An 18,746-nucleotide genomic window follows, 5' to 3' on the forward strand; every position below is an offset into this window, starting at 1 on the left:
AGCGCGTGCCGCTTGCGTTTGCGCGGATGAAACACTGCTGCGGAAAGTCGAATGCCCCGAGCGAAAGCAGGATTAGCACGTCTTGCGGTTCTGCGGCGCCCGACTTACTTTGCCGTTCGTTTTGTGGCTCGGCACAGCTTGGTTCGCTTTGCCATTCGTCTTGCGACTTAACGCGGCTTGGTTTGTCTTGCCATTGCTGCTCGGCACGGTTTAATTTGCCTTGGTGTTCGGCTTGTAGCTCGTCATGGCTTAGCTCGCTTTGGCGCTCAACTTGTGACTTGACAGAATTTGACTTATTTTGTAATTCTGCTTGCAGTTCGGCAGCGTGGTTTAGTTCGTTTTTTAGTTCGGCTTGCAATTCATTTTTGCAAGGCGCGGCGCTTGCTTTTTTTAGAATTTTCGTAATGTTTGCTTCGTCTGTGTGGGTTGCATTTGATGCGGTGCTTTCTTTCGTTGGGGCCGCTACGAATGAGCCGCCCGCATTCGACACGTTGCTAGTATCTATTGTGCCGATCGTTGCGGACGCATTGTTTGTGCCTAGTGAATCGTTTGCGCCGACCGTCGTAAGGGCGTCTTCCACGCCGCTAGCATTTAACGCGCTGCTTGTTGCGATCTGTTCGCAGGCTAAAGCGCGCTTTTCGCTCGGGGCGGGGCGGCTAAATTTAGCGCTTACTGCGACGGGAACGTCGCTCGTTAAATTTACGCCGTTTGTGCTCAAGCGATCCTCGTTTAAATTTACGCCCGCTTCATCCGCGCGGTTTGTATTCAGTGGAGCGCTTGCTTTTTTTAGAATTTGCGTAGCATTCGCGCAAGTTGAAATTTTATCGCCCGCTGTCGTAGCTGAAATTTTGCCGCCGCCTACTGAAATTTCATCCATGCTAGCACGCTCGGTTAAATTTCCGCCGCGCGTCGCGTCTAAATTTATAACCTCGTCGTTTATCGTTTCGCCCGCGCCGCTTAAATTTACGCCATCCGCCGTGCAAATCCCGTCCGCGTCCAAGCTTTTTTGCGCGTCAAAGTAAAAAATTTCCTCAAAATGCACGAAAAAATCCTTGCCTTTGAAGGTGGAATTTTTAAAATTTCGCGCGATTGCCGCCGCGTCAAATTTTAAAAATTCCATCTCAAACCGCTGCGGCTCGCCCAATCCCGCGGTTTTGTTCTCGTAGATCAGATCGTAGATATCTTTGTCCATTTTGCGCCATCGATCCTCGTATTTGCTCGCTACGGCGGCGTCGCGGTTTTTAAAATGCGAAATTTCGCCCGCTTTGCGCTGAACGTAGGGCGAGAGCTTTTGCATCGCGTAGAGGAAGTACTCCTCGCTGTCGGTGCGAAGCTCGAAGCGGCCGCCGCGCCCGAGCGTGCGTGCGATCTGTGAGGCGAACTCGTCGCTTATGACGCGGCGGTGCGGTACGTCGTCCCACGGTACGGGGAAGTGTAAAAACACGCGCTGCAGGCAGCTCGCAGGAAGCAGGCTCAGCAAAACCCGCGCGTCGGTGGCAATCAGCGCAATGTTTTGCAGCCCCTCGCGGATCGCTAGCTTTGCGACCTGCTCGATCGCGGGTTTGTAAATTTCGATGCCGATTAGCAGCGCGTTTTGATTTGAGCGCGCTTGATGAAGCAGGTGTCTGCCCGAGCCGAAGCCGATCTCGATGAAAATTTTATTAAATTTAGAGTTTTTTACGAGGGATAAAATTTCATTCTCGCCCAAAATCAGCGGCGTTTTTTCGGTAAGCGAGCTGTCTTTGTAGGCAAACGACTGCGAGATGATCCGCCCGCAGAAGCGCTCTTTAAAAATTTCGAGCGCTCGCTGCAGATGAGCGATCTTAGCGGGCTTGGTGATCTTTTCGCCCTTTACTATCACTTTTCCGCTGCCGGGTTTAACGATGATAAAAAACTCGCTATCAAAGCTTTTGGTTCGCACGAGCGTTAAATTTCTGCCGCGCGCCGTTTCTAAAAATTCGGTCTCGTCGAATCTAGCCGGCAGCGGCGGCAGGCTCACACTTTGGGTTATAAAATTTGGCAAACTTTATTCTGCCTGCGCTGCGGCAATGACTGCACTAGGCTTGGACAGCTCTCCGTTTTCGGTTTTGACGGTAATACGGTATTCGTATCCTTCGCCGTAATCGATATTGTCGATATACTCAGCACTAAGTCTGCCGCGAACCTCTTTAATCGTGCTCCACGACTCGCCTCCCTTAGGACGGCGCTCGATTAGATAGGAGCTTACGCGAAGATCCGGATGCGGACGCCAGATGATCTTAACGCGGCCCGGAAGCCCGTAGATAGCCTGCGCAAACGGCACGGACTCTAACATCTTCGCCGTGCTTGCGATAGCGACCGGAGAAGGAGCCGAAACGCCCTTGGCGCCGTATGTGCGCACCGTGTATTTATACGAAGTGCCCGGCTGCAGCCTCGTATCTACGTAGTGAGTGGAGTATGGATCTGTGATGGTGGCGATCTTTTTGGCTTCGCCGCCGCTTGCAGGCGCTCGGTAAACGACAAAGCCCAACACGGCGGTATTTGAGTCGTATCTAGGCCACTCAAGCCCGATCTCATCGTCGCTCGTGATCGTCCTGATCCCCTCTACGCGCGGAAGGCTCTCGTCGCTTGCACTAGGCGCGCTAGACATAGCGCAGCCACCCGCTAGTATCGCTAAAGTAGCGCTCAACGTTAGTCGGTAAAATTTTTTCATAAATTTCATCCTTTACCTTTTGATTTGTCGTAAAATTTAGAAATTCGCTCGGCAAGCCCGCGCATATTTTCACCTCTTTGCCGCTTCGCGGATGGATGAAATAGAGCAAATAGGCATGGAGCAAAATCCTGCTAATTTTAGCGTTTTCGCTCTTAAATCCGTATAAATGATCGCCCAAAATGTGCCGATTTATCGAGCTTAAATGCACGCGGATCTGATGCGTGCGACCCGTGAAGAGCTTCGCCGCGACGAGATTAAAGCTCTTTAAGTTTATCGGCGGCAGCTTATAGTTTTGAGCGGGATTTTTAAAATTTAAAGCCTTATTCTCGGCGAGACGGGCGGTTTGGGTTTGATCCGCGCTCATATCGGCGGTTAAAATTTTATCTGCGTTATCCGCGCGGTTATTTGGAATTTTATCTGCGCTTTGAATTAAAATTTTATCCGCGCTCTGCATGCAATTATTTGAAATTTCATCCACGTTATCCGCACGATTATTTAAAATTTTATCCGTGCCTGCGTTGGGATTCGCGCTTGCGTGGGTCGCTAAAATTTTACTCGCATCTGCGTCCCTGCTAGCGTTTAAAATTTTATCCTTGCCTGTGGATACAGCCGAAATTTTATTCGCATCACCAGTTGAAATTTTATCCATAGCGTCGCCCAAAATTTTCTCTTCAGTGGAAATTCTACTTGCGCTTGCGTTCGCAGCCGTACCGTCGCCTGCGCCTAAAATTTCATCGCACCTCTCGGCGGAGTTTTGAAGTTCCGTTAATTCCGCTCCGCTTAAAATTTCATAAAACGCGCTCTTTGCGCTACGTCCGCCGGGCACGATCCCCATTTTTAGACGGTTTGCGGGGTTGCGAGAGATCGGTCGCTCGATCACGCAGGGCTCTTTCAGCGGCAGGTCGATGAGCGCGAGGTATATCCGCCCCATGCTCTTATCGCTTAGCTGCGCCGAGAGCGCGGCGTGCGCGGCGTTGTTTTTGGCGACGAGCAGGGCTCCGCTGGTAAGTTTGTCCAGGCGGTGCACGATGCCCGCGCGAAGCTCGCCGCCGAGGCTGGAAAGCAGATAGCCGCGAGACTTGAGCCAGTCCACGAGCGTGGGTTCTTTGACGCTTGCGGCGGGATGGACGGTAAGGCCCGCGGGTTTATTTACCACGAGCAGATCATCGTCCTCGTATAAAATTTCAACGTCGAAATCCAGCCGTTGCGCGCTCATTTGCTGCGGCGCGGGCGCGGGGTAGTCGATGTGTACGAGCTCGCCCGCAGATAGCTTGTAGCCGGGCTTAGTCTGCACGGCTCCGTCCACTTTGACCGCAGCGGATTTGATTAAGCTCGATATTTGATTGCGCGAAATTCCAAGCTGCGAGCTTAAAAAAACGTCGAGTCTTTCGCTGCATTGTGATATTAGATTATCCAAATTTATACCTTTTTTGGCTATTCTTACGTCAAAATTTTAATTAGGATTAAGCGTTGTTTAAAATTGACAAAAAGATTTTAGCATATTTTGATTTCATTCAACCTTTTTTAATCGTGCCGATAGTGGTTTTTTCATACGTTTTAATAAGCGAGGCAAACGACGTGCTGTCTTCAAAACAGGTAGTATATTTTGGCGTCGGATTTGCCGTTTTTACTCTATTTTTTCTCTTTCCGATACGCAAATTTTTATATCTCATACCGATATTTTATTGGACAAATATCATATTGCTGCTCAGCGTTGATTTTTTCGGCGTTAGCAAGCTAGGAGCTAGGCGCTGGCTGGAGATCCCTTTCGTGCATTTTACCCTGCAGCCCAGCGAGGTGATGAAACCCGCGTTTATCCTGATGCTGATGTATCTGATACACAAAAATCCGCCGCCGAAAAACGGTTACGGGCTGAAGGATTTTTTGCGCCTTAGTTTTTACATACTTCTGCCCTTCGTTCTGATCGCGAAAGAGCCCGATCTGGGCACCGCCGCAATACTTTTTTTGACGGGATTTGCGATCCTTTTTATCATCGGCGTCGATAAAAAAATTTGGCTTACGCTGATCATCGTTTTTGTGGCCAGCTCGCCGATTTTGTACGAAAACATGCACGATTATCAAAAAAAGCGCATCGCCGATTTTATCAGCGAGGAGCCTAATTACCAGGTAAAGCAGGCGATCATCGCTATCGGAAACGGCGGCATCTACGGCAAGGATAAGGATGAAGCGACGCAGACGCACTTTAAATTCTTACCGATTGCGACGAGCGATTTTATCTTCGCTTATACGATCGAGCGCTTCGGCTTTGTAGGGGCTGCCGCGCTGATCGCGCTGTATGCACTGCTGATACTGCATCTGCTGAGCCTGAACTACGATTTCAAAAGCGATTATCTGATACGGGTCTTTACGAGCGCGCTTGCCTCGCTCATTTTCATTTATACAGGCGTTAATATCTCGATGGTGGTAGGTTTCGCGCCCGTCGTTGGCGTGCCGCTGCCGTTTTTCAGCTACGGCGGCAGCAGCTTCATCACTTTTATGATCCTCTTTGGAATTTTGCAAAATTTGCTGACGTTTAGGATGAAAGATAACTACAAGACCTACAAGATAAGGATGTAAATTTGGCGCTCGCGCGGATAAATTTTGAAATTCTACAAAATCGCGCGAGTTTATTTTGAGCCTCGGCGGTGAAATTTAAAGCAGCGGGCAAATTTAAAGCTCGCTACAAAATCACGCCGATACCGAGCGTAAAAACCACCGCGAAAAGGGCGTATGTAAAGGCAAATTCTAAAGTTTGCGAATTAAAAAATCCGTAGTACAAAATGCTCGTGAAAAATCCGCCCACGAAGGCTACGGCAAGGATCTCGATCCGCGCCGCGACGGGCTTTGCGCCGCAAAATTTGTATAGATAAAAACCCCGTAGAAGCTGATCGCAAACCAGATCATCGCAGGCACCGGCCCGCTTATGCGTGTCATGCCGAACAGATTTGCAAAATTTAAAAGCAGCAAAAATATCACCGCAAGCGCGATCAGCGCGGATTTGATCATCTATCGCGCCTTGCGCCATCCGCGGAATTTTCACCGCCCTGATTGAAATTTTGCGAGGAATTTTCATCCGCGCCGTCTTCGCCCGCGCCGTCGTTTGAAATTTTAAAATTTTCGTCGGAAATTTCATCTGCACCGCTCACAGAATTTTCACCGAGATCGTCATTGGAATTTAAAATTTCATCGCCGCTTTTAAAGTTTAAAATTTCATCCGTCGCAGCGTCTTTGCTTTGCGGCTCCCGCGCCTCTTTTGCGTCGCAGAAATCCGCGTCTTTTAAATTTGCGCTCTCATCTAAATTTTTAGAGCTCTCGTCCGCAGAATTTTTATAAGCTTTGTTTGAAAATCTTTTGTGCTTGATCTGTAGATAAAAGATGAAGGCGACGAATGCCACCGCGGTGATCGCGATGTAGTAGCGGTTTTCGAAGAGCAGCACGCCCTCCACTAGCCCCGAAAACAGCGCCAGTAGCGAGGCAGTAAGAAACGGAAAGCGCACGAGCTCCTTTTCGCCGATCGCTAAGGCGATGAGCGCGACGCCGAAGATCGTGGCGTTTAGCAGCGCGCCTAGGATTTTGATCTCAGAAAAAAGGCTCGGATTTACGCGCGAAGTGACGTAGAGTGCGAGCGCGACGGCTGCGAAAAGCAGGATCAAAAATACGATTTTTTTCATTTTGGACCTTTTAAATTTTATCTTTAAATTTACGATTCAGCTGCACCTTTAATGCACATAGAGCGCAGGCATCGGCGCGTTGCAACTGCCGCGTTCGCAGCATTACGCAAATATCGCGCGTCCTGCGGACATAGCGCGAAATTTTAGGGCGCGACCGTGCTGTTTTAAGCGCGACTGGCTCAATATACACGCTCATAACTTAAACGCAATCCTAATTGCACGGACGCGGTTTGAAACACGACTTGCGTTAGTGCGATAAAATCGCTATTTTCGCACGGCTTAAATGTGATTCTGTCGGTAAATTTTACCGCCAGTCGCACTCTGCTGAGCAAGTGGAGCCAAGTCCGTGCTTTAAAATTTTACGCGGAACCGTGTTAAAATCCGCATCTAAGCCGTATACGTCCTTAGCTCGTGGCGCCGCAAGACGCTCCGCAAAAAAATTTTACCCGCTCGCAGTAAATATTTGCACGCGAGCGAAATTTGCATGCAAGCGCCGCACGTTTTGCTTTAAATTTAGCGCGGTGGGCTTTAAATTTTAAATTTACGCCTTCGCGCTTTGTTTATCGCAAGATCTGTCGTGCCCGCTAAACTATATCTGCGGGGCAAATCTCGGCGCCAAAATAAAATTTTATCTTGCTCGCAAAATGCGCAGCGCGTAAAATTTCATCACTTGTTTTTCTGAAAGTACGCGTCCACGCCGTTTGCGATGCCTTGGGCGATGCGGTCTTGATAGGCGCTTTTGCCTAAATTTTTACCCTCCTGCGGGTGCGTGATGTAGCCCATCTCCACGAGCACCGCGGGCATCGTAGCGCCCACCAACACCCAAAATGGCGCCTCGCGCACGCCTCCGTCTCTGCTTGAAAAGCTCTTTTTGACCGAGCTTAGCATATAGCTTTGAATATCGATGGCAAGCTTGTTTGAAGAGATTATCTTCTCGCGGTTTAAAAAATTTAGGAAGGTCTGCTTCGAGAAGGTATTCATATCCTCCAAATCTCCCCTATTTTCGAGTGCCGCGGCGTTTTTACTGCGCTCGCTTCTAGCCGGGCTTAAGAAAAAGGTCTCCACGCCGCTCATTCTGGATGCTGCGCTTGCGTTAGGAGCGGCGTTTGCGTGGATCGAAATAAACATATCGGCGTTTTTTTTAGCGGCGAAAGCGGTGCGCGACCTTAAATTTATAAACACGTCGGTGCTGCGCGTATAAAGCACCTTGTATCCGCGCTTGGTAAGCAGCGCGCCGAGCTTTTTGGATGTGGCTAGCACGACGTTTTTTTCCTTCAGCCCGTTCCCGACCGCGCCCGAATCGCTGCCGCCGTGACCGGGGTCGATTACGATGAGTTTGCCCTTAGTGGATTTGTAAATTTTACCGGCAGCCACGGATGCGGTTTTGGCCCCTTGCGCATCATCTATCGTGCTGATTTGCGGCTCGCTATCTTGCTCGCGTCTGCGATTGCGCCCTGATTTTTGATCCTTGTTTTTTTCTGCGCGCGCAGATTTTGCGGCTTTTAAGCCTTCAGCCGTACTTAAAATCATCATATTGCCGTTAATTTCAACGTTTGCGTTGAATTCTTTCGGATCGCTAAGTACGATGCGCACGGTCTTGTCGTTGTATTGCGAGACGCGCACATCGCTAACAAAGCTATCTTTAAGCCGTATTTTTTGCGATTTTTGCCGCGCGCTAAAATCAATCACGAAGCGAAAATTATCGCTACTTGCGATCGTAAAATCTTTATAATCGCCGCGCTTTAGATCGCGGTTAAACTCAAGCACGATCTCATCCGCATCGCCGCGCAGTGATGCTAAAGCGAGTTTGGCATCGGGGGCGGATTTTTTTATACTGTTTTTGCGAAGCTCAGAATCTAATCGTTCGGTCGCAGCGCTATCCGCGGAATTCTGCGCTTGTAAGGAGTCATCGGCTCCTGCGGGATTTTCGCTTGAGTCGCTGCTATGCGCATCGTCTGTTGAATTTTTTGCGTCGTCCGCGCCGCGGGGCCTAGTGGAGCGTAAAAACTCCAAATCCTCGCTAGATAGTGAGCTTAGATCGGCTTCTTCTGGCGCGCGCGTCTTTTTGAGATTTTTGGAAGTGGAATTTTTTGAATTCTTAGAATTTTTGGAGGCGGGAGCTTTGGGGTTATGCGCTAAATTTGAAGCATTTTTCTCGTCCGAGCTTTTGGAATTTTTTGCGTTTTCATCTTTGAGCTTTTTAGAATTCGTGCTGCTATCGCTTGCTTTGCCTTGTAATTTGGCTAGCGCAGATTCATAAGGCGAGGAGTCGAGCCCTAAATTTTTCGAGCTGTAAACCAGCCTCTTTAGCGCTTTGATGCGGACCTCTTTATCGGACGCGCCTTGGTAGAGCGATTTTAGCTCCTTGTGCAGCGAGCGCTTGTAATTCGGCGTCGCTACGATAAAATCCTTGTCGAATTTCGCAAAAAACGCCTCACTGGAAGCTCCAAACGCCAATACGCAGCTAAAAGCTGCGATTAGAAAAATTTTAATTATCTTCGCCATTTACAAGTTTTTCTATCAATTCCTTCACGGATATTATCTCGTTTAATCGCCATCCGTTCGCACCGGTAAAAAACAGACCGCTTTGCGTTTTGCCAAGATACGCGTCGCTTAAGCGGTCTGCGATGCAGTATCCTACGGCATTAGCGCCTTTGCCGCGCTCGCAAGGGCTTACGCAGTTGCTGATACAGCGGATCTTAGGCGCCGTGCCTGCGGTGATCATATCTTGCAGATTGGTATGAATGCCGCGCGCGGGATAGCCTACGGGTGATTTTAGAAGCTGGATGTCCTCTTTTTTGGCGTTAAGAAGCACTTGCTTAAATTCCTCCGCGGCGTCGCATTCAAAGGTGCCGATGAAGCGCGTACCCATCTGCACGCCGTCGGCGCCCAAAGACTTCACGCGATCGATGTCAGTTTTATCCCAAATTCCGCCTGCGACAAATAGCGGGAAGCTGCCCCATTGCGCAATCTCCGCTTTTACTTGCGGGATTAGATTATCCAGCGCAAACGCGGGATCGCCGCACTGCTCGTAGGTAAAGCCCTGATGTCCGCCGCTAAGAGGGCCCTCAAGCACTACGGCGTCCGGGATACGGTCATAGCGCTGCTTCCAGCGTTTGGCGATGATCTTAAGAGCCTTAGCTGAGGAGACTATAGGCACGAGTGCAACGTCTGGAAAATCTGCCGTAAATTCCGGCAGATTGGTAGGAAGTCCCGCGCCGCTAATGATAACGTCGATGCCTGCCTCACACGTGTCGCGCACGATGCGCTCGTAGTCGTTCGCCGCACACATTACGTTCATCCCCAAAGGCGCGTTGCCGCAAATTTTACGGGCGTTTTGCACGATGGTAAAAAGCGCCTCTTTGCTATAAAAATTCTCGCTTTGATAGGGTCTGCCCTCGAGCGATTTTTTGGCAAATTTAAGATTTTCGTAGTAGCCTGTGCCGACCGAGCTAATCACGCCTAAGCAGCCGTTTAGGCTGACATTGCCGGCGAGATTGTCCCAGCTGATACCAAGTCCCATCCCGCCTTGAATTATCGGGTGCGCAATCTCGTGTTTGCCTATTTTTATACTCATTAATCTACCTTTAATCTGGCGAATTTTTTCTTCCCTACTTGAAGCGTATATTCGCCCGAGCTAAGCTGAAGCTGCTCATCTAAAATTTTATTTTGATCGATACTGACGGCGTTTGATTTTATCAGCCTGCGCGCATCCGAGCTAGAGACGGCAAGCTTGCAGCTAATTAGCGCCTTTACGATCCATGCAGGCGAGCTTACGTGATATTCCTTGATCTCGCTAGGAAGCTCGCCAGCACCGTGGACGCGGTCAAATTCCTGCTTGGCTTCAAAGGCGGTGTTTTCGTCATAAAATTGCGTGACGATCTCGGAGGCAAGCTCCTCCTTAACCGCCTTAGGGTGGATCGAGCCATCCCCTACAAAGCCTTTTATTAGCTCAATATCTTCGCTGCTCTTTTGGCTTAGTAGATTATACCAATCCCACATTAACGCATCGCTGATACTCATTACCTTGCCGTACATATCATGAGGCGTATCGGTTACGCCGATGTAGTTACCAAGGCTCTTGCTCATCTTATTCGTGCCGTCGGTACCTACCAAAAGCGGCATCATCACGACGCTTTGTTCCTTGCCGACATCATAAATTCTTTGCAGCTGGCGACCCATTAAAAGATTAAATTTCTGATCGGTGCCGCCGAATTCTATATCGCATTTCATGCAAACGCTGTCGTATCCCTGCAGTAGCGGATACATAAACTCGCTGATGCTGATCGGCTGCTCTGCCTTGTAGCGCTTCTCGAAGTCGTCGCGCTCGAGCATCCTGGCAACATTAAAAGTGCTTGATAGCTCGATCATACCGCTAGCACCCAGGCGGTTGGTCCATTCGGAGTTAAACATTACCTTAGTTTTGGCTGGATTTAAAATTTTAAAGACCTGCTGCTCGTAGGTTTTGGCGTTTTGAAGCACGACTTCGCGCGCTAGCTTTTTGCGCGTCTCGCTCTTACCCGTAGGATCGCCGATTTGAGCGGTAAAATCGCCGATTAGAAACTGCACGATCGCGCCGTGATTTTGCAAAAATGCAAGCTTATTTAGCACGACGGCGTGTCCTAGGTGTAGATCCGCAGCAGTGGGGTCCATGCCGATTTTGACGTAAAAGACCTCGCCGCTGTCGTAATAGCGCCTAATCAGCGCCTCAATCTGCTCTTCGCCGATGATCTCCGCGACGCCGCGCTTAAAATTTTCCATAATGCCTTGAATGTCAGCCATTTGCTCTCCCTTATTTAGTTTTTATATACGTCCGTAAGTGATACGAAATCCACGATTTTAAAGCGGTTTTTGAGTTTGTCTTTAATCTCCGTGGAGTCTAAATTTTCGTTTAGCTCGATGATAATCTCAAAATAATCCGACGTCGTCTCGCTATTTTCGTTGAGGCTTATCGACACTAGATCGACCTCGAGCTTGACTAAATAGTTCAAAAACGTCGCCAGCGAGCCGCGCTTGTTTTCTAAATTTAATATGATCTTATAGCGGTGCGGCGCATTACGCGTCCATTTTACGAAGATCATCTCATCGGTTTTGATTAGCTCGCTTGCACGTTCGCACAGCTTATGATGCACCGTCACGCCGTGTCCGTTGCGAAAGCCGATGATGTCGTCGCCACGCTTTGGGTTGCAGCAGTAATCAAACTCAACCTCGTCGATTTTAAAATTTGAATATACCACGATGTTGTCAAATTTTTGCTTCTCGATCTCATACTTGCTTCGAAATTTCATATTGAAAAATTTCTCTTTGAGCGGGTATTTTTTAAGCGCGTTTACGACGTCTTTTAAAAATACCGAGTCATACGCCGCTTTGCCGATCTTTTTGCTTAAATTTTCCTTCTCGAGCCAGCTTAGAATGCTCTCCTTACTCGTCGTAAAGATCGCGCATAAAATTTTAATCGCTACTTCAAAATTTATATCTCTGATCTTTTGCTTGCAAAATGCCTTTATCGTTGCGCGCGCCTTGCCCGTTTTTACAGAGCTTAGCCAGCTGCAGCGGTAGTGTGGCTCGTTTCCGGTGATGATATGAACGATATCCCCGTTTTTAAGCTCCGTTAATAGCGGCACCTTGACGCGGTTTATAAAGGCCTCGGTCGCTTTTAAGCCCACTTGAGAGTGTATCTCGTAGGCGTAATCAAGCGCCGTAGCGCCGCGCGGCAATGTAAAAATTCCGCCCTTGGGCGAATACACGGCGATATCCTCGACGTAGAGGCTGTCTTTAGCATATTCGTAAAGATCCTCGGCGTTGGCGTCGTCCTCTTCTTGCATGCCGATGTCGTTTAGCCAATCAAGCTTCGGATTGATCGAGCCGCTATATTTATATTTCCAGTGCGCGGCGACGCCGAATTCCGCGGTGTTGTGCATATCAAAGGTGCGGATCTGCACCTCTACGATCATACTTTCGTTAAAGACTGTTGTGTGGATCGTCTGGTAGCCGTTTTGCTTCGGAAGCGCGATATAATCCTTAAAGCGCGAGATCAGCGGATTAAATTTAGTATGGATTATGCCCAGAGCTAAGTAGCAATCCATCGGCTTTTGCACGATGATGCGGATAGCCAAAAGATCGAGCACCTCCTCGATCGAAATTCCTTTGCGCTGCATCTTTAAAAAGATCGAGTAGTAGTGCTTCATCCGCTTTTGGATCTCAAAGCTGCCCTCGCTAAAGCCGTTTGAAAGCATATACTCCTTGATCTTTTCGCTAAATTTGCTCAAGCTCATCTGAAGCTGCTGCTTGTGTTCCTCGACGTAATCGGCGATCGCAGAATACTCTTTAGGCATGACGTATTTGAAGCTAAGATCTTCAAGCACGTTTTTGATCGATGAAATTCCAAGCCTGTGCGCGATCGGCGCGTAAACCAAAAGCGTCTCTTCGCCGATGCGTTTTTGCTTATCGGGGCGGAGCGCGTCTAGAGTTAGCATATTGTGCAGCCTGTCGCAGAGCTTGACTACCAAAACGCGCTGATCGTTAATGGAGATCATCAGCATCCTGCGGAAGGTAAGCGCCGTGGTGCGAAGCTTGGCGTTGCTATCGCCGGATGGGGCTAATTTATCCTCTCTGATGTTTACGATTTTAGTAAGCCCTTCTACGATTTTGGCTACTTCGTCGCCGAATCTTTGTCTAACCTGCTCGATGCTGTAATCTGTATCCTCTACTACGTCGTGTAGTAGCGCAGATATCACCATTGCGTCGTCTCCGCCCATAAAAGATACGAAGCAAGCTACCAAAATCGGATGGATCGCATACGGCTCGCCGCTTTTGCGAAACTGCCCGTCGTGCTGCGCGATGCATAAATTTATAGCATCCACCAGCAGCGGAGTGGGCTCTTTTAGATTATAAAGCAGCTGCTTAGCGCTTTGTATATCTTTGGTATCGACAACGTCTTCGATAAGACTTTCTAGGAAGTTATCATTAATCCTTGTCAACGATTCCATCTAATGCGATCTTACCTTCGGCTAGTTCCAAGATTGCTATATCGGCAAATTTCATCCTGCGAGTATCTATGTTATCTATTAACGGCGGTTCGCCCGCAGCTAGCTGCTCGGCGCGTTTGCTTATCATCAATGACAGCTTGTATCTATCTCCGCCCGTTACTTTTAAGGCCTTAGCTACAATTTGCTCGGTTCTCATCAATTCTCCTTAAATTTAAAATTTTAGTTTTTTACGATCGAGCAGGAGCTTAGATCTCCGCCATCGACGATTTTGTATAAATTTCCGCTCTTAAACATATTGCACACGATGATCGGAAGTGCATTGTCTTTGGCAAGCGCGATAGCCGTATCGTCCATCACCCTGATATTGTCGTGCAAGGCCTGGTCGTAAGTGACTTTGGAAAGCAATTTGGCATCTTTAAATTTTTGCGGATCTTTGTCGTAGATCCCCATTACCTTGGTGGCTTTGATGATGGCGTCGGCTCCGATCTCGATAGCGCGGAGCGTACCCGCGGTATCGGTCGTGAAGAAGGGGTTCCCCGTGCCTGCGGCAAATATCACGACGCGACCTTTTTCGAGGTGCCTTTTGGCACGGCCGATGATGAAGGTCTCACAGATCGCTTCCATCTTTATCGCGCTTTGCACGCGCACATCCATGCCTGCGTATTCGAGCGCTTCTCTCATAGCGATTGCGTTAATGACGGTGGCTAGCATGCCCATATGATCGCCGCTGGTGCGTTTGATGATACCGCTAGCTGCGGCGCTTACGCCTCTTATGATGTTGCCGCCGCCGATTACGATGCCTACTTCGATGCCGCCCTCTACGAGCTGCTTGATCTCTTTAGCGATAAATTTTAAAATTTCGCTGTCGATCCCAAAGCCGTTCTCTCCCGCTAGCGCTTCGCCCGAAAATTTTACGAGTATGCGATTGTATTTAGCCATAAATTTAGCTCCTAATAAAATTTTAAAATATTACCCAAAAGTCGTTTAAAAATAACTTTTTAGGCTATTTTAGATGATCTTTAAGGCGGTTTATCCAGATCTTTTTCGGAGCGATTATCTCGCTAGCGCTGCCGTTTACGGCGTGATAGATCAATGTACCGTGCAAGCTCGCGTAGTAGCGGATTATGAGGCGCTGCAAATAGGGCTCGTAGCTCGGCACGAACCAGCCGTTATTGCTGATCGCTACGACGTATTTGGGCGAGCCTTCGTAAAGCTCTGCGCGCGTAGCCTCGTAGCAAACGGCGCTTCTTACGCTTCGCCCGCCAAGCTCGTAGTCGCTAAAGCCGCTAGCCGTCGAAAAATCGGTCGCGCCGCCTAACAGCACGCGGTTTATGAAATTTCGCGCGAATTCAGGCAGCGGCACCATTTCGCCAAACGGCACCAAAATATGCTTATCGAAGCGCTTCATTTCCCCGTTTGCAAAAAGATAGGCGCTGTTGTAAAATTTCCCGTTCTCATACGCTTCCGCGCCCGCTACGATAGTAATTGCGCGCGATTTTTCCTTTAGAGTTTCGACTAGTACGTTTTCTAAATTTAGCGGCATCGCAAAGGCGCTCTCGGGCAAAATTATCGCGTCCTGTCCCGCTGCGATCGCATCATCAATCCTGGCTAAATTTGCCAATGCAGCGGATAAAATTTTATCCTTTGCCCAGATGTCATACTGCGAAATATCGGTGTTTGCGAGTGAAATTTTAATCGGCAGCGGCTCGGCCTCTTTTTGGCTAAATTGCAGCGCGCAGATCAAAAATACCGCAAAGATCGCGGTATTAAGCTTAGTCGCAATACCGCGCCCACGTAGATACAAAACCGCGCAAAGTCCCGCTAAAATCAGAGCCAGCGCGCTAAGATCGGCTCTAAAAATTCCATGGCTTAGCAGTAGTTCAAAATTTAGCCAATCAAAGCCGAAAGGGTGAATAAATTTTAGAATCAAAAGGCACGCAGCGCGCAAAACCGGCGCGTCAAAGATCGCAAAGATGCGGAAAATAAAGGCGTAAACGAGGCAAATTCCGAGAATTTCAAGCGGGATCAAAAACGCGAGATTAAAATAGATCAGACTGAAGCTGATCCAGTGCATCCACAGCGCGCCGATAAAAAATCCGCACCAAAACCACTCCGCCTTGCTTGCTTTTAGTAGATAAAAAAGTGCTGCTATCGCAATTAAAGGCGAGAAAAATTCCGCCGCTAGGGCGATTAAACCGTCAAATTTAGAGCTTAAAATTTCTACGAAAATAAAATTTGAAAGCGCAAGGGCAAGAACAAAGCCTTTATTTATGTAACTTAATGTAAAATAGCTACTTTTTAAATTTCTAATGAAGGAAACACATGGAACAAGGAAACTTCTTTGCATCAATCCTGCCTATCGTCGTAATCTTTGCGATTATGTATTTTTTGATTATCAGACCGCAGCAAAAGCAGGCCAAGGATCATAAAGCGATGGTCGATGCGCTCGGCAAAGGCGATAAGATCATAACTAGCGGTGGCATAAAATGCACGGTCGTGAAAACAAGCAATGATTTTATCACAGTTAAGCTTAACGATGAGGTCATGGTTGAGCTGGATAAACAATTTGTGGCAAGAAAATTAGATGAGCAGTAAAATTTCATACCGCCTGCTGATCTTTTTGGCTGCGGTGATCTTTTCGGCGATTTTTGCCGCGCCTTCGATCTTTCAGACCGAAAAGGGAAGCAAGATAAACTTGGGTTTGGATCTACAAGGTGGTCTGCATATGCTTTTAGAAGTTCAAAGCGACGAGGCGGTCGTTTCAAAGATCAAATCGATCGCCGCTAGCGTCAATTACGCCGCTAAGCGCGATGATCTGCTGATGGACGGGCTAAAATTGGAAGGCGATTCGTTCGAGTTTGAAATTTTAGACGCGGACGAGGCTTCTAAATTTGATGCGATTTTGCATAGTGCCGCAAGCGGATTAGACATTCAAAAATCTGGCGAAAAATACCGCATCACGCTAACGCCCGAGGAGGTAGAAGCGACTAAAAAGTACGCGATTGAACAGGCCGTAGAAACTATCCGAAACCGCTTGGATCAATTCGGACTTGCGGAGCCAACGGTAGCAAAGCAGGGCGAGAGTTATATTTTGGTTGAGCTTCCGGGCGTTAAAAGTGCAGCGGATGAGCAGCGCGCCAAGGATCTGATCGCCAAAGCGGCCCACTTGCAGCTTATGGCGGTGGACGACGTGCGCCAAGACCGCGCGCAAACTATTAGCGCAGCGGATGCTAGAGCCTACGGCGACGTGATCTATCCAGACGTTAAAAATCCGAATTACAAGTATCTCATAAACGAAATTCCGGTACTTGATGGCGCGATGCTAGTTGATGCGAAGGTAGCTTTTGATCAGCACACCAACCAGCCGATCATAAATTTTACGCTCAACTCTCAAGGCGCTCAAATTTTCGGCGATTTTACCGGCAAAAACGTCGGCAAACGCCTAGCTATCGTACTTGACGGTAAGGTTTACTCCGCACCGCGTATAAACGAGCGTATCGGCGGCGGCAGCGGTCAGATCAGCGGCGGATTTAGCGTCGAGGAGGCGCACGACGTGGCGATCGCGCTTAGAAGCGGCGCGCTTTTGGCCCCCGTCAAAGTATCCGAAACGCGCAGCATCGGTCCTAGCCTAGGACAAGATAGCATCGATAAGAGCATGGCGGCGCTTAGTTTGGCGGCGGTTGCGATTTTGATCTTTATGATTTTCTACTATGGTGTGGCGGGGCTTTTTGCGGACATCGCGCTTGTAGTCAATATTTTATTTCTGATCGCTTGTATGGCGCTATTCGGCGCTACTTTGACGCTTCCTGGAATGGCGGGAATCGTACTAACTATAGGAATGGCGGTAGATGCGAACGTCATCATTAACGAGCGCGTTAGAGAGGTGCTAAGGACGGGAGTTTCGATCCGCCAAAGTATAAATAAAGGCTATGAAAACGCGATGAGCGCGATCGTGGATTCAAATATCACTACGCTAATTACTTCTGCTGCGCTTTATGCTTACGGCACGGGTCCGGTGAAGGGCTTTGCCGTTACGATGAGCATCGGTATCGTAGCGTCGATGATAACAGCTATTTTAGGCACTCACGGAATGTTTGAGTTAGTAATGGATAAGATGGAAAAGAGCAAAAATACCGCGCTTTGGCTCGGTTATAAAGTAAGAGGAGGCGCAAATGCAAGTGTTCGATAAGGGCAAAATTTATGATTTTATGAAATTTAGATATTTTACCTTTGCGCTTTCTGCTGTTTTGATAATAGGCTCTATTGCGCTATTTTTCATTAAAGGCGTTAATTACGGCATCGATTTTAGCGGCGGTACGCTCATTCAGGTTAAATACGACGCTAAAGCACCGCTTGATGAGATCAGAAAGCGCTTCGAGGCGGCAAATTTAGGCAATATCAACGTTACAGAATTCGGCAGCGATCAAGAAGTTACGATTAGATATTCAGGCGCTGCGAGTGAACTGGGCGATAATCCCGCCTTAGCGGCGCAAAAAATTTTGCAAGGCAGCGGAAATTTCGACATTCGCAAAGTCGATATCGTAGGTCCTAAAGTCGGCGAGGAGCTTCGCACAAACGGAATTTTAGCGGTATGTGTGTCGTTTGCGCTCATTTTGGTTTATATCACCCTGCGGTTTGAGTGGAGATTTGCGATTGCAGCCGTATTATCAGATCTGCACGACGTCGTAGTTGCCGTAGGCGCGATGATTTTAGCCGGCGTGGATTTCAACCTTGAAATTCTAGCTGCACTACTAACCATAATGGGCTATTCGCTAAACGATACCATCGTTGTTTTCGATAGAATTCGAGAAGGTGTAAAAGATAGTAAATCGATTAAGCTTGATGAGGTTATAAACGAATCGATCTCTCACACGCTATCGCGCACGCTGCTTACTTCGCTTACGACTCTCATCGTCATCGTGATTTTATTTGTCTGGGGCGGTGAGATGATCCACGGCTTTAGCTTCGTGATGTTAGTGGGCGTCATAGCAGGAACTTTCAGCTCCGTATTTGTAGCTGCTCCGATGCTGATTTTGTTTAAATTTAACGTTGAAAAGTACCGCGCGTTTTTAGCCGAAAAACAGCGCCGTATCAAAGAGAAAGAAAAGAATCGCGCCATGTATGAAAAAGGCACGGTGTAAGGATAAAAGATGAACTGGGGAAGGGTAATTTACATATTTTTTGCGCTTATGAGTATGACTACGATAGGCGGGTTTTTGTATGAGAAGAATGAAATTTTACTTTTCATAGCAACTAGCGTAAATGCGGTCTCGACGCTTTTGAAGGTAGGCGTGCGAAATATGCTCGCGGCCGAGCTTTTCGCAAGCTCGCTCGTAGCAGATCTGCATCTCATACCGGCGTTCGTTTTGATTGTAGTAGCGCCGGGAGATCTGT

Annotated in this window: 16 protein-coding genes and 2 pseudogenes; 5 read left to right on the plus strand and 13 right to left on the minus strand. The window is 48.2% G+C overall.

Annotated elements, in window-relative coordinates; translation table 11 throughout:
- The 4 genes and pseudogenes from trmB to Q0369_RS11185 form a co-directional block, all read right to left on the minus strand.
- Positions 1-2,023, minus strand: a 2,023-nt coding sequence (gene trmB, locus Q0369_RS03560; protein WP_298096093.1) for a tRNA (guanosine(46)-N7)-methyltransferase TrmB, incomplete at its 3' end; no start/stop codon positions are given.
- 3 nt (positions 2,024-2,026) lie between these two features.
- Positions 2,027-2,692 carry a fibronectin type III domain-containing protein gene (locus Q0369_RS03565; RefSeq protein ID WP_298096096.1) on the minus strand — a complete coding sequence of 222 codons (666 nt, stop codon included), beginning with the start codon at positions 2,690-2,692 and terminating at the stop codon, positions 2,027-2,029.
- A pseudogene (locus Q0369_RS11180) lies at positions 2,622-2,948 on the minus strand (RluA family pseudouridine synthase); the annotation flags it as partial. The gene Q0369_RS03565 and the pseudogene Q0369_RS11180, both read right to left, overlap by 71 nt.
- A 528-nt stretch (positions 2,949-3,476) precedes the next feature.
- Positions 3,477-4,130: pseudogene (locus Q0369_RS11185) on the minus strand (pseudouridine synthase); the annotation flags it as partial.
- 32 nt (positions 4,131-4,162) lie between these two features.
- Here Q0369_RS11185 and Q0369_RS03580 point away from each other — a divergent pair.
- Positions 4,163-5,269 (plus strand): FtsW/RodA/SpoVE family cell cycle protein, encoded by a 1,107-nt coding sequence (locus Q0369_RS03580; protein WP_005872296.1) that lies wholly within the window; start codon positions 4,163-4,165, stop codon positions 5,267-5,269.
- 231 nt (positions 5,270-5,500) lie between these two features.
- On the opposite strand, the gene Q0369_RS03585 is transcribed toward Q0369_RS03580, so the two are convergent.
- The 9 genes from Q0369_RS03585 to Q0369_RS03625 form a co-directional block, all read right to left on the minus strand.
- Positions 5,501-5,698 carry a hypothetical protein gene (locus Q0369_RS03585; protein ID WP_298096099.1) on the minus strand — a complete coding sequence of 66 codons (198 nt, stop codon included), beginning with the start codon at positions 5,696-5,698 and terminating at the stop codon, positions 5,501-5,503.
- Positions 5,695-6,363 (minus strand): hypothetical protein, encoded by a 669-nt coding sequence (locus tag Q0369_RS03590; protein WP_298096102.1) that lies wholly within the window; start codon positions 6,361-6,363, stop codon positions 5,695-5,697. The genes Q0369_RS03585 and Q0369_RS03590 overlap by 4 nt, the downstream gene beginning before the upstream one ends.
- Before the next feature lie 666 nt (positions 6,364-7,029).
- Positions 7,030-8,868 (minus strand): N-acetylmuramoyl-L-alanine amidase, encoded by a 1,839-nt coding sequence (locus Q0369_RS03595; RefSeq protein ID WP_298096105.1) that lies wholly within the window; start codon positions 8,866-8,868, stop codon positions 7,030-7,032.
- The gene (locus tag Q0369_RS03600) at positions 8,852-9,940 is read right to left on the minus strand and encodes a nitronate monooxygenase (protein ID WP_298096110.1); all 1,089 of its coding nucleotides are present in this window, start codon (positions 9,938-9,940) and stop codon (positions 8,852-8,854) included. The genes Q0369_RS03595 and Q0369_RS03600 overlap by 17 nt, the downstream gene beginning before the upstream one ends.
- On the minus strand, positions 9,940-11,145 hold the full coding sequence (gene tyrS, locus Q0369_RS03605; RefSeq protein ID WP_298096113.1) for a tyrosine--tRNA ligase: 1,206 nt from the start codon (positions 11,143-11,145) through the stop codon (positions 9,940-9,942). Before tyrS ends, Q0369_RS03600 begins: the two co-directional genes overlap by 1 nt.
- A 14-nt stretch (positions 11,146-11,159) precedes the next feature.
- Positions 11,160-13,352 carry a RelA/SpoT family protein gene (locus tag Q0369_RS03610; protein ID WP_298096117.1) on the minus strand — a complete coding sequence of 731 codons (2,193 nt, stop codon included), beginning with the start codon at positions 13,350-13,352 and terminating at the stop codon, positions 11,160-11,162.
- A complete protein-coding gene (locus tag Q0369_RS03615; protein WP_298096120.1) occupies positions 13,330-13,548 on the minus strand; it encodes a DNA-directed RNA polymerase subunit omega in 219 nt (72 codons plus the stop codon). The genes Q0369_RS03610 and Q0369_RS03615 overlap by 23 nt, the downstream gene beginning before the upstream one ends.
- 23 nt (positions 13,549-13,571) lie before the next feature.
- Positions 13,572-14,291: a UMP kinase gene (pyrH, locus tag Q0369_RS03620; protein ID WP_005872284.1), complete on the minus strand. Its 720-nt coding sequence runs from the start codon at positions 14,289-14,291 to the stop codon at positions 13,572-13,574.
- 64 nt (positions 14,292-14,355) lie between these two features.
- On the minus strand, positions 14,356-15,699 hold the full coding sequence (locus tag Q0369_RS03625) for an apolipoprotein N-acyltransferase (protein ID WP_298096122.1): 1,344 nt from the start codon (positions 15,697-15,699) through the stop codon (positions 14,356-14,358).
- On the opposite strand from Q0369_RS03625, the gene yajC reads away from it, so the two are divergent.
- From yajC to Q0369_RS03645, 4 genes are all read left to right on the plus strand, one after another.
- Positions 15,675-15,947, plus strand: a complete 273-nt coding sequence (gene yajC / locus Q0369_RS03630; RefSeq protein WP_295152390.1) for a preprotein translocase subunit YajC — start codon at positions 15,675-15,677, stop codon at positions 15,945-15,947. The genes Q0369_RS03625 and yajC overlap by 25 nt on opposite strands.
- Positions 15,937-17,541, plus strand: coding sequence for a protein translocase subunit SecD (gene secD / locus Q0369_RS03635; RefSeq protein ID WP_298096126.1), 1,605 nt, complete (start codon positions 15,937-15,939; stop codon positions 17,539-17,541). The genes yajC and secD overlap by 11 nt, the downstream gene beginning before the upstream one ends.
- Complete coding sequence (secF, locus tag Q0369_RS03640; RefSeq protein WP_298096129.1) at positions 17,525-18,493, plus strand: protein translocase subunit SecF; 969 nt, start codon at positions 17,525-17,527, stop codon at positions 18,491-18,493. The genes secD and secF overlap by 17 nt, the downstream gene beginning before the upstream one ends.
- A 9-nt stretch (positions 18,494-18,502) precedes the next feature.
- Positions 18,503-18,746 (plus strand): DUF6394 family protein (locus tag Q0369_RS03645; RefSeq protein WP_298096132.1); only part of this gene is annotated, 244 nt, incomplete at its 3' end.

This window comes from uncultured Campylobacter sp. (assembly GCF_938030685.1).
Classification (GTDB): domain Bacteria; phylum Campylobacterota; class Campylobacteria; order Campylobacterales; family Campylobacteraceae; genus Campylobacter_B.